This is a genomic window from Hyphomonas sp. NPDC076881 (assembly GCF_050269995.1).
Taxonomy (GTDB): domain Bacteria; phylum Pseudomonadota; class Alphaproteobacteria; order Caulobacterales; family Hyphomonadaceae; genus Hyphomonas.
Genome location: NZ_JBNNJJ010000001.1, coordinates 192,012 through 207,356 on the forward strand (window position 1 = coordinate 192,012; position 15,345 = coordinate 207,356).

The 15,345-nt window shown below is 63.3% G+C and carries 14 protein-coding genes; 6 read left to right on the forward strand and 8 right to left on the reverse strand.

Annotated elements, in window-relative coordinates; translation table 11 throughout:
- Positions 1-57 precede the first annotated feature (57 nt).
- The 4 genes from ACQKI2_RS00880 to ACQKI2_RS00895 all read right to left on the reverse strand — a co-directional run bounded on the left by ACQKI2_RS00880 (position 58) and on the right by ACQKI2_RS00895 (position 2,553).
- Positions 58-390, reverse strand: a complete 333-nt coding sequence (locus ACQKI2_RS00880; RefSeq protein ID WP_427377855.1) for a hypothetical protein — start codon at positions 388-390, stop codon at positions 58-60.
- A gap of 105 nt (positions 391-495) precedes the next feature.
- Positions 496-1,521 carry an NADP-dependent oxidoreductase gene (locus tag ACQKI2_RS00885; RefSeq protein ID WP_427377856.1) on the reverse strand — a complete coding sequence of 342 codons (1,026 nt, stop codon included), beginning with the start codon at positions 1,519-1,521 and terminating at the stop codon, positions 496-498.
- A 46-nt stretch (positions 1,522-1,567) separates the two neighbouring features.
- Positions 1,568-2,008 carry a hypothetical protein gene (locus tag ACQKI2_RS00890; RefSeq protein ID WP_427377857.1) on the reverse strand — a complete coding sequence of 147 codons (441 nt, stop codon included), beginning with the start codon at positions 2,006-2,008 and terminating at the stop codon, positions 1,568-1,570.
- A gap of 71 nt (positions 2,009-2,079) precedes the next feature.
- The gene (locus ACQKI2_RS00895) at positions 2,080-2,553 is read right to left on the reverse strand and encodes a hypothetical protein (RefSeq protein WP_427377858.1); all 474 of its coding nucleotides are present in this window, start codon (positions 2,551-2,553) and stop codon (positions 2,080-2,082) included.
- 168 nt (positions 2,554-2,721) lie between these two features.
- Here ACQKI2_RS00895 and polA point away from each other — a divergent pair, with 168 nt between their 5' ends.
- Positions 2,722-5,511 (forward strand): DNA polymerase I, encoded by a 2,790-nt coding sequence (polA, locus tag ACQKI2_RS00900; protein WP_427377859.1) that lies wholly within the window; start codon positions 2,722-2,724, stop codon positions 5,509-5,511.
- Between the two features lie 136 nt (positions 5,512-5,647).
- Positions 5,648-7,489: a dihydroxy-acid dehydratase gene (gene ilvD, locus ACQKI2_RS00905; RefSeq protein ID WP_427377860.1), complete on the forward strand. Its 1,842-nt coding sequence runs from the start codon at positions 5,648-5,650 to the stop codon at positions 7,487-7,489.
- 113 nt (positions 7,490-7,602) lie between these two features.
- On the opposite strand, the gene ACQKI2_RS00910 is transcribed toward ilvD, so the two are convergent.
- Positions 7,603-8,004: a hypothetical protein gene (locus ACQKI2_RS00910; protein ID WP_427377861.1), complete on the reverse strand. Its 402-nt coding sequence runs from the start codon at positions 8,002-8,004 to the stop codon at positions 7,603-7,605.
- Positions 8,005-8,406: 402 nt separating this feature from the next.
- On the opposite strand from ACQKI2_RS00910, the gene ACQKI2_RS00915 reads away from it, so the two are divergent.
- Complete coding sequence (locus ACQKI2_RS00915; RefSeq protein ID WP_035602642.1) at positions 8,407-9,099, forward strand: response regulator transcription factor; 693 nt, start codon at positions 8,407-8,409, stop codon at positions 9,097-9,099.
- Positions 9,074-9,652 (forward strand): hypothetical protein, encoded by a 579-nt coding sequence (locus tag ACQKI2_RS00920; RefSeq protein WP_427377862.1) that lies wholly within the window; start codon positions 9,074-9,076, stop codon positions 9,650-9,652. Before ACQKI2_RS00915 ends, ACQKI2_RS00920 begins: the two co-directional genes overlap by 26 nt.
- On the opposite strand, the gene ACQKI2_RS00925 is transcribed toward ACQKI2_RS00920, so the two are convergent.
- Positions 9,649-10,125 carry a DUF3995 domain-containing protein gene (locus ACQKI2_RS00925; protein WP_427377863.1) on the reverse strand — a complete coding sequence of 159 codons (477 nt, stop codon included), beginning with the start codon at positions 10,123-10,125 and terminating at the stop codon, positions 9,649-9,651. The two genes, ACQKI2_RS00920 and ACQKI2_RS00925, sit on opposite strands and share 4 nt — an antisense overlap.
- 117 nt (positions 10,126-10,242) lie before the next feature.
- On the opposite strand from ACQKI2_RS00925, the gene ACQKI2_RS00930 reads away from it, so the two are divergent.
- A complete protein-coding gene (locus ACQKI2_RS00930) occupies positions 10,243-10,707 on the forward strand; it encodes a peptidylprolyl isomerase (protein ID WP_291047389.1) in 465 nt (154 codons plus the stop codon).
- Entirely contained in the window at positions 10,707-12,338 is a 1,632-nt protein-coding gene (locus ACQKI2_RS00935; RefSeq protein ID WP_427377864.1) for a stimulus-sensing domain-containing protein, read from the forward strand. The genes ACQKI2_RS00930 and ACQKI2_RS00935 overlap by 1 nt, the downstream gene beginning before the upstream one ends.
- A gap of 3 nt (positions 12,339-12,341) precedes the next feature.
- Here ACQKI2_RS00935 and ACQKI2_RS00940 read toward each other — a convergent pair whose 3' ends face one another.
- A complete protein-coding gene (locus tag ACQKI2_RS00940) occupies positions 12,342-13,319 on the reverse strand; it encodes a glycosyltransferase family 2 protein (protein ID WP_427377865.1) in 978 nt (325 codons plus the stop codon).
- Between the two features lie 78 nt (positions 13,320-13,397).
- Positions 13,398-15,344 carry an acetate--CoA ligase gene (gene acs, locus ACQKI2_RS00945; RefSeq protein WP_427377866.1) on the reverse strand — a complete coding sequence of 649 codons (1,947 nt, stop codon included), beginning with the start codon at positions 15,342-15,344 and terminating at the stop codon, positions 13,398-13,400.
- Position 15,345: the final 1 nt, after the last annotated feature.

Consider the following 15,345-nt stretch of genomic DNA (forward strand, 5'->3'; position numbering starts at 1 on the left):
CAAGCGCGGAGACCGAATGCCTTTTCCTTCCCTCTTATGTGCCCGGAATTGCGGCGGCTATTTGGGATAGGTGTCGAGCGATGGCTCGCGGTGCCAGCAGTCGCAGCTGGCATTATACTGGAAGGCTTCGCCATAATCGTTGATGCGGGTGGCGGGGGTTACATAGTAGCCGGGCACGTAATCCCAGGCCGGGTCTGCGTAGCGGTCTGCGAAGCCGTCGCCGGTGTCGTCGCACACGGCATAGCCCTGAGCATTGTAATCGCATCCATAGCGAGGGGTCTGGGTCAGCGTTACGGCCATTTCGTCAGCCGCCATGTTAAGGCCCATGGCAACCGCCTCCCAGTCAGAGTGGCTGCAGCCGGCAACGCCGATCAGCGCTGCGGCTGCCATCCATCCCCGTGTCCCCAGTCCCGCATGCCGTCCCATTTCCCACTCCCAGACTTCATGAATGACATTCTGGTAATGGAGTGCATGAACGCAAGCTGAACCTGAGCCTCAAACCGGCTCCGGACTGACCTGAACCACGAGTTTTCCGAGATTTTTGCCTTCAAACAGGCGTGAGAGGCTTGCTGGGGCCTTTTCGAAGCCCTCGACAATATCGGTCTCGAATTTGAGTTTCCCCTCCATCAGCCACTGCGCCATCTGCTGCATACCCTCCGGGAAGCGGGGGAAATAGTCGATAACGATGAAGCCTTTCACCAGGGTGCGCCGCATCAGCAGGTTGGCGAAATTGTAGGGGCCGGGCACGGGCGTGGTGGCGTTGTAGGTGGAGATGAGGCCGCAGAGCGGCATCCGCGAGAAATCGTTCAGGCGCGCGATCACCTCGTCCATGATCTTGCCGCCGACATTCTCGAAATTGATGTCGATGCCCTTCGGGCAGTGCTTGTCCAGCGCCTTGCCGACATCTTCATTCTTGTAGTCGATGGCGGCGTCAAAACCGGCGACTTCTGTGAGCCAGCGGCATTTGCCGGCCCCGCCCGCGATGCCGACCACGCGGCAGCCCTGGATCTTGGCGATCTGGCCGACCATGGAGCCGACAGCGCCAGCGGCCGCGGACACAACCACCGTCTCGCCCGCCTTGGGCTTGCCGATGTCCATCAGGCCGAAATAGGCCGTCATGCCCGTGGCGCCGAGTGGCCCCATGAAAGCCGTCAGCGGCACACCCGGCAGCTTTGGCAGCTTGGTGAGCGCCGCGCCGGGCAGGGTGTTGTAGATCGCCCAGCCGGCGAGGCCCGTGTTGACGATGTCGCCGGGCGCGAGGCCTTCAAACCGGCTTTCGGTGATCACGCTGAGCCCGCCGCCGCGCATCGGGTCACCGATCTGCACGGGCGGCAGATAGGCGTCCATATCGCTCATCCAGATACGGTTGGTCGGATCAAGCGAGAGATAGATCGTCTTGGCGCACACCTGGCCGTCTTCGAGCGGGGCGAGCGGCGTCTCGACCAGCTCCAGATCCCCCTCTTTCAGATCGCCCACCGGACGATTGCGCAGCACCCAAGTCTGGTTCTTTTCATTGACCATGTGTTCCTCCCTGAACTTCTCGCCGGGAGGCTAGAGTGAAACGCGCTCAGCGCAAGACGCCGCGCTTCATCTGCCACCGGGCATAGACGAGCTGTGCCAGCGCGATGGCGATGATGACATAGGGAAAGACCTCCGCCCCTTCCATTCTAGGCGCATCCGTGTCCATCATGCCTTCGATTGCGCTGATGATTGCGCCCAGCAGCGAGACCGCAAACAGATGTTCTGCCCATGTGCTCCGCAGCAGAAGCGCAACAGCTCCGAAGAATCCGCCAAACACGCCAAGCGCCCAGACCGCCCAGACCCACCAGGGCATGGCAAACCAGTAGTCCAGCATCTCCTGCGGGTAGGGCTTCAGATAGGCTTCGTTGCGCGTGGCCGTCATGACGAAATCGAAACAGCCAAAAGCGTTCCAGATGAGCGCGAGAATGCCAACGAGCCAGATATGCCAGCCGGCTTTCGGTGCGATTACGGATGTATCTTCGGTCATATGCGCGCCCTCCCTGACGTAAGGGAAGTGTACGCCGATTTCAGGGGAGCACAATCTGGGGGGCCGGAGGCCTATTTCAGGACGCCGAACTTCGCCCAAGTCTGCGCGTAATAGAGCAGCAGGACGGAGACCACGATGGTGAACATGGAGACGGCGTGAATCGTGCCGTCATCGGGCGCGCCATTGGCGAAGGTGAAGCCGATGCCCAGAATGGTCGCCGTGGCGCCGAGGGCGAGGATCCGGACCGCGATCAGCCGCTTGCGGATGAGGTAGACCGCGCCGGCAAGCGTGGCGAACACAGCCACCGCGCGCAGGATGATCACTGCCGGTGGAAGCTCGTAGATGAACTCCCGCGTCAGCTCCGGCATCTGGTTCATATAGGGCGCAAAGCGGGTGATCATCGCCAGAAGGTCGAAGACGCCCAGAAGGCTCCACAACACGGCGATGGCCCCGATTACGGGGAGATGCCACGGCGCCTTCGGCACATGCTTCTGCACAGCCGGGATAAGGGCCGTCGCTTCTTCGAAGTCCAGATCACGGTCCATGTTGCATAATTAGCACACCCCGCCTGCCACGGAAAAGACAAAATCGGCCCCGGCGCATTACTTAGACGAAAGGTGCCGAAGGCGCGGGCGATCTGCCTCATTTCCGTGCCAGCGGGTGACGCCGCCGTCCTTGCGGGCTAAACCGGGAACACATCAAAGGAATCGCTCATGGCCACGGCGCCCATCACCCAGGACAGCCACCTCTACCTCATCGATGCGAGCGCCTATGTGTTCCGCGCCTTTCATGCCCTGCCCCCGCTGACACGCTCATCCGATGGCCTGCCGGTGGGCGCCGTTGCCGGCTTCTGCAACATGCTGTTCAAGCTGCTGGAGGAGTTGAAGGGTGGGCAGCGGCCGACGCACTTTGCCTGCATCTTTGATGCCTCCGAAGTGACGTTCCGGAACGAGATCTATCCGCTCTACAAGGCAAACCGTTCCGACCCGCCAGAGGAGCTGGTGCCGCAATTTCCCCTCGTGCGCCGCGCGGCCGTGGCCTTTGCCGCCCATGCCATCGAACAGGGCGGGTTCGAGGCCGACGACCTGATCGCCACCTATGCCAGACAGGCCGAAGCCAAGGGCGCGCGCGTTACCATCGTCTCGTCGGACAAGGACCTGATGCAGCTTATCTCCGACAAGGTGCTGATGATGGACCCGATGAAGAACAAGCTGCTCGGCCGCGAGGATGTGATCGAGAAATTCGGCGTCGGCCCCGAAGGCGTGGTGGATGTGCAGTCCCTCGCCGGCGACAGCGTGGACAATGTGCCCGGCGCGCCTGGCATCGGCGTGAAGACTGCCGCGCAGCTGATCACTGAATTTGGCGATCTGGAAACGCTTCTGGCACGGGCCGAGGAAATCAAGCAGCCCAAGCGCCGGGAAACGCTGATCGGCTTTGCCGACCAGATCCGCATTTCCAAACGGCTGGTGCAGCTGGAAGAGAATGTGCCGGTGAAGGTGCCGCTGGAAGACCTGGCCGTGCAGGATCCGGACCCGAAGGAGCTGATCGGCTTCCTGGAGGAGATGGAGTTCCGCACCATCACCCGCCGCGTGCGCGAGCAGATGGAGATGGAAGGCGCCCTCGAAGCACCCACGCCCGAAGGCCAGCCATTTGATGTCTCCGCCTATACCTGCATCCGTGATCTGAAGACCCTGGAAGACTGGGTGGCCCGCGCGATGACGCAGGGCCATGTCGCCGTTGATACGGAGACGGACAGTCTGGACTCGGTTTCCGGCGGGCTGGTGGGCGTGTCGCTGGCGCTCAGCCCCGGCGAAGCCTGCTATATTCCGCTGGCGCATGTGGACCCTGAGGCGAAAGACGATGGCGACATGTTTGGCGCCGATCCACCGCGGCAGATCCGGATGAGCGAGGCGCTGAAAGCGCTGAAGCCGATGCTGGAAGACCCGGCCACGCTGAAGATCGGCCAGAACATCAAATATGATCTCAGCGTATTTGCGCAGCACAATATCCATGTCGCGCCGATCGACGACACGATGCTGATCTCCTTCGCGCTGAATGCCGGCATTCACGGGCATGGGATGGATGAGCTGTCCGAGCGCTATCTGGGCCACACACCGATCACCTTCAAGGATGTGGCCGGCAGCGGCAAAAGCCAGAAAACCTTTGCGCAGGTCGCCCTCGGCAAGGCCACGGAATATGCCGCCGAAGACGCCGATGTGACCCTGCGCCTCTGGCTGGCGCTGAAGCCGCGTCTGCGTACGGAGCATATGACGGCGGTTTACGAAACGCTGGAGCGGCCTCTGGTGCCGGTGCTGGCGGAGATGGAGCGGGCGGGCATCAAGGTGGACCGGCAGATACTGTCGCGCCTGTCGGCAGACTTCAACCAGCGCATGGCGGGGCTGGAAGCGCAGGCGCATGAGCAGGCCGGCCGCAGCTTCAACATCGGCTCTCCCAAGCAGCTTGGCGAAATCCTGTTCGACGAGATGAATTTGCCCGGCGGGAAGAAGACCAAGACCGGTGCCTGGGTGACCGATGGCGATGTGCTCGAAGGGCTCGCCGCCGAAGGCCACGCCCTGCCCCGCACGATTGTGGACTGGCGGATGCTGTCGAAGCTGCGCTCGACCTATACCGAAGCCCTGCAGGCGGCGATCAACAAGAAGACCGGCCGCGTGCATACCAGCTTCATGATGGCCGGCGCGCAGACAGGGCGGCTTTCCTCAACCGACCCCAACCTACAGAACATCCCTGTGCGGACCGAAGAAGGCCGCAAGATCCGCGAAGCCTTCATCGCCGAAGATGGCAATGTGATTGTCTCCGCCGACTATTCGCAGATCGAGCTGCGCATCCTGGCGCATATGGCCGACATTCCGGCGCTGAAGGATGCGTTCCGGCAGGGGCTAGACATTCACGCGATGACGGCGAGCGAGATGTTCGGCGTACCCATCGAGGGCATGGACCCGATGGTGCGCCGCCAGGCCAAGGCGATCAATTTCGGCATCATCTATGGCATCTCCGGCTTCGGCCTTGGCCGCCAGCTCGGCATTCCTGCGGGCGAGGCGAACCAGTATATCAAGACGTATTTCGAGCGCTTCCCCGGCATCCGTCAGTATATGGACGAAACCAAGGAGTTCGCCCGCGAGACCGGCTTTGTGCGCACCGCCTTTGGCCGCAAGATCAACCTGCCGGATATGAAAGCCAAGGGCCCGGCCCGGTCCTTCGCCGAGCGCCAGGCGATCAACGCGCCGATCCAGGGCTCAGCCGCCGACATCATCAAGCGCGCGATGATCCGGATGCCGGAGGCGCTGGGCGAGGCTGGCCTTAAAGCGAAGATGCTGCTGCAGGTGCATGACGAACTGGTGTTCGAGTGCCCGGAGAAAGAGGCCGGGAAGCTGATCGCCCTGGTGCAGAAGACGATGGCAGCGGCCGACGGCCCGGCGCTCAAGCTTTCCGTTCCGCTGGTGGTGGAAGCCAAGGCGGCGAGCAACTGGGCGGCGGCGCATTAGGCAACTACAGGCAATCCGCCATCTGGCCCATTCCATTCTCCCCCATGAATGCTAAAGAGCGGGTGAATTCACCGCTTTCCGGCTTCATTTCCGCCCCGGAAGGCAAAATTTTGCGTAAGTATCGAGACCTGAGCCAATGATCCCCTACCGTTCCCGCACCTCCACCCACGGCCGCAACATGGCCGGTGCCCGCGGCCTCTGGCGCGCAACGGGCATGACGGACAGCGATTTCGGAAAGCCGATCATTGCGGTGGTAAACTCGTTCACCCAGTTCGTGCCGGGGCATGTGCACCTGAAGGATCTGGGCCAGTTGGTGGCCGGGGAGATCGTCGCGGCGGGCGGCGTGGCCAAGGAATTCAACACGATTGCGGTCGATGACGGCATCGCCATGGGCCATGACGGGATGCTCTATTCCCTGCCCTCGCGCGAAGTGATCGCCGACAGCGTGGAATACATGGTCAACGCCCATTGCGCCGATGCGATGGTCTGCATCTCCAATTGCGACAAGATCACGCCGGGCATGATGATGGCCGCGCTGCGCCTCGACATTCCGGTCGTGTTCGTTTCCGGCGGGCCGATGGAAGCGGGCAAGGTGAACATCGATGGCGAGCTGCGCGCGGTGGACCTGATCGACGCGATGATCGAGGCGGCAAACCCGGAACGCTCCGACGCCGAAGTTGACGAGTTCGAGAAGAATGCCTGCCCGACCTGCGGCTCGTGCTCGGGCATGTTCACGGCGAACTCGATGAACTGCCTCGCCGAAGCGCTCGGCCTTGCTTTGCCGGGCAATGGCTCGACGCTGGCGACGCATGCCGACCGCGAAGCGCTCTTCCGCTGCGCCGGGCGCCGCATCGTTGAGCTGACGAAGATGTATTACGAGCAGGGCGACACGGGCGTCTCCGCGCGCGGCATCGCCACGAAGGCGGCGTTCGAGAATGCCATCACGCTCGACATTGCCATGGGGGGGTCGACCAACACCATCCTCCACCTGCTGGCCATGGCCCGCGAGGGCGAGGTGGACTTCACCCTCGACGATATCGACCGCCTCAGCCGCGTGACCCCCTGCCTCTGCAAGGTCGCCCCGGCGGTGCATAATGTGCATATGGAAGACGTTCACCGCGCCGGCGGCATCTTCGGCATCCTGGGCGAACTCGCCCGCGCCGGAAAGCTCGACACGTCCGTGCGCACCATCCACGCGGCCACGATGGCCGAAGCGCTGAACAAATGGGACATTGCCGTCACCAATGATCCTGAAGTGCAGGAGATGTTCCTGGCCGCGCCGGGCGGCGTGCGCACAACGCAGGCGTTCAGCCAGTCGCGGCGCTACAAAGCTCTGGATACGGACCGTGAAAAGGGCGTCATCCGCTCGGCGGAACATGCCTTCTCGAAAGATGGCGGGCTGGCCGTTCTGTTCGGCAATATTGCCGAACAGGGCTGCGTGGTGAAAACGGCGGGCGTGGATGACAGTATCCTGAAATTCTCCGGCCCGGCCATCGTCTGCGAAAGCCAGGAAGAAGCCTGTAAGCGCATCCTCGGCAAGCAGGTGAAGGCCGGCGATGTTGTCATCGTGCGCTATGAAGGCCCGCGCGGCGGCCCCGGCATGCAGGAAATGCTCTATCCGACCTCGTATCTGAAATCGATGCGGCTGGGCAAAGCCTGCGCTCTGATCACGGACGGGCGTTTCTCGGGCGGCACCTCCGGCCTCTCCATCGGCCATGTCAGCCCGGAAGCAGCCGAAGGCGGCGCCATCGGCCTGATCGAGGAAGGCGACCTCATCGAGATCGACATCCCCAACCGGACGATCCATGCGAAGGTCTCCGCCGAAGAGTTTGCGCGGCGCCGCGCGGCGATGGAGGCCAAAGGCGCCCAGGCCTGGAAGCCGGTGGAAGAGCGCCCCCGCAAGGTCAGCCGCGCGCTGAAGGTCTATGCGGCGCATGTGGGGAATGCGGCTCAGGGGGCTGTGAGGCTCGATCCCTGATAACTGCTGAAAGCGGCGGCCGGGCGGGCGCTTTGGTTTCACGCAGCACGAAGGGCCGGACGCAGCGGGGGCTGGCCGGGGGATTTGGGCTGGGTTCGGCGGTTGCGGGAAAGCTAGGACGTGTCGGGATGCGCGGCGAGGGCAGATGCCCCCTTCGTCAGTCCGCTGCGCGGCCTGCCACTTCCCCCGCGAGTGCGGGGGAAGAAAAAGGGGTGCGCGGCCTCGGCGGTGAAGATTGCCGGGAGGTCTGACGACCAGCAGGGATCGCTCCACGGCTTTCGTGTGGGCTCGACTGGTCTGTAGGCGGAGGGGTTGGGCTGGGGGTCGCCGAGATATTCGATGCGTACCCCGCCCCACCACATCACGCGGAGCATGGCGCCGCAGCGCCCGGCGGCGCGCACTTCGTCCACGGCGCGCGCGAGTTGCCAGATCAGCACCGGCCAGAAGAAGGGATGCACGAACGCGAAATATCGCGCGAGCGCAGGTTCCTTTCTGAGGCGGGCAAGACTGAACATCCCCCAAGGATACGCCCGGAACGGGAGGGGGTGGACAAGGATTGCGGGGATTATTTTTAGAGGCTTGATAGGATTGCGGTTTTTGGGCGGGATGGGTGTGAGAATTGTTGGATAGGGCGGAAGGCCCTCACCTCCCATCGCTTTGCGATGGGCCCCTCCTCTCCCAGAGGGAGAGGGGTAAGGGGGGTGGCCCGAGACGGCGCATCCTTCACAAATGCGGCACCCGTGGCCGCAATGAATCGTGAAACTGCCGTAATGTTGGCAATCGGGCGCCCCAGTCCTTTGTTTTCCTTGGCCTCAGCAACAAGGAGGGCTTTTTCTATGACGCGAGCTGTGTTTGAACCTGTAACTGGACGGGCCGAGCCCCAACATGCTTCCCGGCTCATGGAAAAGGATAAGGCGATGACGACACTGGCGCTGGTAGATGACGACGAGAACATCGTGGCTTCGCTCAAGATGTTCTTCGAGGCAGAAGGCTATCAGGTGCGCGCCTATCATGATGGCGAGGCCGCCCTGCCCGCGCTGACCGACTCGCCGCCCGACATCGCCATCCTCGACATCAAGATGCCGAAGATGGACGGGATGGAGCTGCTGCGCCGCCTGCGCCAAACTTCCGAGCTGCCGGTGATCTTCCTCACCTCCAAGGATGAGGAGATCGATGAGGTGATCGGCTTCAATATCGGCGCAGATGATTTCGTGCGCAAACCCTGCTCCAACCGCCTCTTGGCCGAGCGCGTGAAAGCCGTTCTGCGCCGGGCGCGCGGCGCCTCGGCGGTGCCCGAAGAAGGCGATGTGAAAGCCATTGTGCGCGGCAAGCTGGTGCTGGACCCCAACCGCCATGCCTGCACCTGGGATGGCAAGCCGGTGCGCCTGACGGTAACCGAATTCCTGATCCTGCAGGCGCTGGCTGCGCGCCCCGGCTATGTCAAAAGCCGCGACCAGCTGATGGACGCTGCCTATGACGATCAGATTTATGTCGACGACCGCACCATCGACAGCCACATCAAGCGCCTTCGCAAGAAGTTCCGCGAAGTGACGGACGAGTTCGATGCGATCGAGACGCTGTATGGTGTCGGCTACCGCTATACCGAATAGGCCGCCTGCGGAGCTTTATATCGGCGGCGCAGCGGACGAAGCCTCGCGCCTTGTGCTGGGCTATTCTGAGGCGCGCCGCCGGGTGCTGGAGCCGAAGGGCTGGCAGGTCCGGTATTTTCCGCATTACCGCATCCGGGCGGCGCTGGCCTTTGCGCGCGCCATGGCGGGCGAAGGCCGGCCGCTGGGGCTGATCGGGCATAGCTGGGGCGCCGATAGCGCGTTGCGGCTGGCCCGGCGGCTGGAGACCGGCGTGCTGCTGATCGGGGCTGACCCGGTGGCCAAGCCTGCCCTACCCCTGGCGCTGTGGCAGGGGCGGCCGGCAGCGGCGCGGATCCTGGTGCATGTCAATGCTGTGGCCGAGGCGCGCGACCGGTCGGACCATGTGAAGGCGATGGGGCATCTTGCTGGAGGCGGAGTCCACCGGGCCTGGCGGGAGGCCGACCACACCATTCCCACACGGCTGAACCATTGGAACTTTGCCGGAATGATGGCGGCGAAGGGCGCTGATGGACGCTCTGCCGAAGACTGGCTGGCGAGCCTGATAGCCGCTTAGCTGCCCAGAAGGCGGGAGAAATGCCAGGCCCAGTTGGGCAGCGAAAAGGTGAGCGCGAGGAAGCCGAAGCCGATCAGTGCGCAGAGGGGCGAATAAAGGCGGCGGTTGAGCGTCAGATAAGGCTGCTCCGGCGCGGCGCGCTCGAAGGCGGGCAGGATGCCGACAACCCCGCGCAGCAGGAAGATGGCCGACAGGAGCAAGCCAACGGGCACAAGCAGGAGTTTCAGAGCCGTGAAGGTGGCCGCATAATGCCCCATGATGAGGGCCGCCGCCGCGCCGCAGAGCAGCAGCACACCCAGCAGCGCAACTGAGGCGCGTGATGGCAGGCGGGTTATACCCCTGCGGCCAACCACTGAGCGGGCCAGCGACTGCTGATTGGGGAATGGAAATGACGCGCCTGCCGCCCATATCAAATGGAGCGCGCCAAGACAGCCGAGCACAAGTGCCAGCAGGGTGCCTAGCAAAGCGGCCACGGTTCTCCTCGTCAGCGCAGGCAGAATGGCTTAATAATACATGCAGGTAGCGCTTGCCGCCAGTGCTGCGATTGAATAGCCAGATTGCCTGCTACGGCCCAGCCAGGAAAGAAAAAGATGTCCGACCCCGAAAACACTCTCCTTCTCGAAACTTCCAAGGGCAATGTTACCATTGAACTTCGCCCTGATCTGGCGCCGGGCCATGTGGCGCGGATCAAGGAACTCGCCCGTGAAGGGTTTTATGACGGTATCGTCTTCCATCGCGTGATCGCCGGTTTCATGGCGCAGGTTGGCTGCCCGAAAGGCAATGGCACGGGCGGCTCCAAGAAGCCGGACCTGAAAGCCGAGTTCAACGCCGAGCCGCATGTGCGCGGCACCTGCTCGATGGCGCGCACCTCGGCGCCCCATTCGGCCAACAGCCAGTTCTTTATCTGCTTTGACGACGCCCGCTTCCTGGACCGCCAATATACGGTGTGGGGCAAGGTGACCGAAGGCATGGACATCATCGACCAGCTGGCCAAGGGCGAGCCGCCGCGCAATCCGGACCGTATCGTGAAGATGCGGGTGGCTGCCGACGCCTGATGCCGGACGGGGGACGCCAAGGGAGGAAGGCGGGGGACAAGAACGCCCCCAGCCGCAAGAACCAGAGGCGTGGCCCCACCCTCCTCGGCTCGCGCATTGCGCGGCTGATCTTTGCATCGAACCTGGCGGGGCTCGCCATCCTCATCGTCGGCGCCATGGTGCTGAACGAGATGCGGGCGGGCTTCGTCGTTTCGAAGAAACAGGACCTGATCGCGCAGGCGCAGGTTTTCTCCGGGCTTCTGTCTGATGACGCGACCACGCCGGAACCGGCGCTGAACCCGGAGGCCGCGCGCCTGGCCATTGCGCGCCTCAACCTGCCCGAACGCATCCGCGCGCGCATCTATACGCCGACCGGCGAGATGGTCGCCGATAGTTATTTCCTCTCCGATATGGTGGATGTGGCGGCGCTGCCGCCGCTGCGGGAGCCGGGATGGATTGCGCGGACGGGGCGGGATCTGTCCGAATGGGCGGGCGAGGTCTTCGGCGTGTTCTCGCCGCGCCGCAGCTCTGAAGCGCTCCGCACGCAAACCTTCGAGGAAGAATTCCGCACTGCGGCTCTCGGCGAGCAGGCGGCCAGCCAGCGTTTCTCCGACAGGGGGCAGCGGGTGATTTCCGTCTCCATGCCGATCCAGCGGGTGTCTGCGGTGGTCGGCGTGCTGGTGGTGGAAGGCAGCGACATTGACGAGATCATCCGGGCCGAGCGCGTGGCGCTGGTACCGTTTGTGGGCGTGGCCGTTCTGATGGCGTTTGTGACCTCTATCCTGCTGACGATCGGAATCGCCCGGCCCATGCGGCGGCTGGCGATTGCGGCCGACCGTATCCGCGCAGGCTCCTCGGCGCGGATGGACATTCCGCAGCTGACCCGGCGGACCGACGAGATCGGCGATCTGGCGGCCTCCCTGCAGGCGATGACCGAAGCGCTGATCGAGCGGATCGAGGCGAACGAGCAGTTTGCCGCCGATGTGGCGCATGAGCTGAAAAACCCGCTGACTTCCATCCGCTCAGCGGTGGAGACGCTGGAGCGGGTGCAGGACCCGGATGCAGCGGCGCGCCTGCGGGCTGTGATTGCCTCGGATGTGAAGCGGCTGGACCGTCTGATTACGGATATTTCCAATGCGTCCCGCCTGGAAGCGGAGATGACCCGCCTGCCGAGCGAAACCATCGATATTGCCCGTTTCGTGCGCGATGTGGTGCATACCTATGAGGGGCTTTCCGACAGCGCAGAGGCGGTGCATGTAGCCTTTACGGACGCAACGCTGGGCGCGCGCCTGCTGGTGCGCGGGCGCGAGGGGCCGCTGGGACAGGTGCTGCGCAACCTGATCGACAACGCCCGCTCTTTCTCTCCGCCGGGCTCAAAAGTGGAAGTGACGCTGGAGCAGACCAATTACGGGCCGCGCACGGTGGCGCGCATTCTGGTGGAAGATTCCGGGCCTGGCATTCCCGAGGACAAGCTGGAAACGATCTTCAACCGTTTCTACACAGACCGCCCGAAAGGCACAGCCTTCGGCAACAATTCGGGGCTTGGCCTCTCCATTGTGAAACAGATCGTGGAGACCCATCGCGGCGAGGTCTGGGCCAGCAACAAGCCCAGCGGCGGCGCCCGGTTTACCGTGGACCTTCCGGCGATCTGAGCCTCAGCCGACGCGCAAGCGCGGGCGATAACCAAAACGCCCGGCAAGACGCTCAAACCGCGCAGCTACAGGCCGCGTGAGATAGACCGCTGCCTGAGGCCGCGAGGCGAGCCAGCCAGCCGCCTTTGGCAGGTTCCTTGCTCTCATGGCCATGGCAAAGCCTTCGAAGGCTTCAGCAGTCTTCAGCGCGGCTTCATGCCGGCGCACGGCGCGCACGCTGGTTGCCGAGAGCCTCCCGGCATGACGCTTCAGGAATGGCGCGTATACGGATCGCTGAAGCGTGTAGACATTGCCCCCCCGCGTACGCGAGAGGGAAGCGGGGCGCACGGCATAGCGATAGAGCGGCGCGGGATGGAGGGCGAAGCGCGCGCCGGAGGCCAGAAGGTCCGCCACGAACCAGCAGTCTTCGGCCACGCGCAGTTCGGGAATATAGGAGATGTTGTGGCGCAGAAGAAATTCGCGGCGCACCATCGGCTTGAGATAGCCGAGCATCGGTGTCTTGGTGCCGGCGCGATTGCCTTCCAGCCAGACCGGCAGGTCAACGGGTTTGAGATCAGCCCCAGGCTGGCCAAGATATGGTTTGCCCTCGCCCATCAGCGCTTCAAACTGCACCAGCAGCATATCGTCCGCGATCATATCCAGCCCTGTCTTCTCCGCAGCCGCGACGAGCGTTTCCAGGCGCGTGGGTTCAAACGCATCGTCTGAATCGAGGACGGCGATCCAGTCTCCCGCCGCCTGGCTGTTACCGAGATTGCGGGCACGGGCAACGCCGCCATTCTGCTCTGCCCGGACGAGTTTGATGCGCGGGTCTCCTCCGGCGGCGGCCATGGCCACAGCGGCGGTGTCATCGGGCGAGCAATCATCGACGATGATCAGTTCCCAGTCCTGCAGGGTTTGCGCGCGCACGCTGGCGATGGCCAGGCCGATGAAGGCGGCGGCCTTGTAGGCGGGCATCACAACGGAAACTTTCGGCGCGGCCATAAGCCCCCTCAGCGGACGGAAACGCTGAGCTTATGCCCATAACAGGGATAATAAAGCTTTTATGGCCGCGCGCGAATTCTAGCGGTTCTGGCGGTTCTCGATCAGGTCGTTCACCACTTCAGGCTCTGCCAGCGTGGATGTGTCGCCCAGATTGGAGAACTCGTTCTCGGCGATCTTGCGCAGGATGCGGCGCATGATCTTGCCAGAGCGCGTTTTCGGCAGGCCGGGCGCGAACTGGATGAGATCGGGCGAGGCGATCGGGCCGATCTCGCCGCGCACATGCTGGACGAGGTTTTTCCGCAGAGCGTCATCCGCCTCGCAGCCGGCCCGCAGGGTGACATAGGCATAGATGCCCTGCCCCTTGATGTCGTGCGGATAGCCAACCACGGCGGCCTCGGCGACGGCATCATGGCTGACGAGCGCGCTTTCGACTTCGGCCGTCCCCATCCGGTGGCCGGAAACGTTGATCACGTCATCGACGCGGCCGGTGATCCAGTAGAATCCGTCTTCATCACGGCGGCAGCCATCGCCGGTGAAATACTTGCCGGGATAGGCGGTGAAATAGGTTTCCACGAAGCGCTGATGATCTCCGTACACGGTGCGCATCTGGCCGGGCCAACTGGCGGTGATCAGCAGGTTTCCATCGGCGGCGCCGTGCAGTTCCTTGCCGTCAGCGTCTACCAGGATGGGCTGAACGCCGAAGAAAGGGTGGGATCCTGCGCCGGGCTTCATGTCTGTCGTGCCCGGCAGCGGGACGATCAGCGTGCCGCCGGTTTCGGTCTGCCACCAGGTATCAACGATGGGGCAGCGCGCCTCGCCAACGACATGGAAATACCATTCCCAGGCTTCCGGATTGATCGGCTCGCCCACGGTGCCCAGAAGGCGGATGGATTTGCGCGAGGTCTTGTTCACCGGGCCTTCGCCTTCGCGCATCAGGGCGCGGATGGCGGTGGGCGCAGTATAGAAGATCGTCACCTGATGCTTGTCGCAGACCTGCCAGAAGCGGCTGGCGTCTGGATAGGTGGGCACGCCTTCGAACATCACGCTGGTGGCGCCATTCGCGAGGGGGCCGTAGATGATGTAGGTGTGGCCGGTGACCCAGCCGACATCGGCCGAGCACCAGAAGATGTCGTTTTCCTTGAGGTCAAACACATATTCATGTGTCATCGAGGCCCAGAGGAGATAGCCGCCAGTGGTGTGCAGCACGCCCTTGGGTTTGCCGGTGGAACCGGACGTATACAGAATGAACAGCGGGTCTTCGGCACTCATCGGCTCGGGCGGGCAATCGGCAGAGACGGCGGCGCCGATCTCGTGCAGCCAGACATCGCGGCCTTCGGTCATGGCGACATTGGCGCCGGTGCGGCGGACGACCAGGATTTTCTTCACGACGCCGCCAGCGATGGTAGCAGCCTTGTCGGCATTCACTTTCAGCGGAACCCTCTTGCCACCGCGCAGGCCCTCATCGGCGGTGATGACCACTTCGGAGCCGCAATCGGCGATACGCCCGGCGAGCGCCTCAGGAGAGAAGCCGCCAAACACGACCGAGTGGACCGCGCCGATGCGCGCGCAGGCGAGCATGGCATAGGCCGCCTCAAGGATCATCGGCATGTAGATGGTAACGCGGTCGCCCTTCTTGACGCCGAGTTCCTTCAGGACATTGGCAAACTTGCTGACGGCGGTGTGCAGCTCGCGATAGGTTACGGTGTGGCTCTCGCCGGGGGCATCGCCTTCCCAGATGAAGGCGGCCTTGTCGCCGCGCGTTTCAAGATGGCGGTCGATACAGTTGGCGGTAACGTTGAGCACGCCATCAGAATACCAGCGGACATGCAGGTCTCCCGTTTCCCAGGAAACATCCTTCACGACCGAATAGGGCTTGATCCAGTCCAGGCGCTTGCCGTGCTCGCCCCAGAAGGCGACCGGGTCTGCGATCGAGGCAGCGTACATCTCCCGGTACTTTTCCGGAGTGAGGTTTGCCTGTTTCGCAAACGCCTCGGGAACTGGATAGGTCTTTGAATGGTCGCTCATT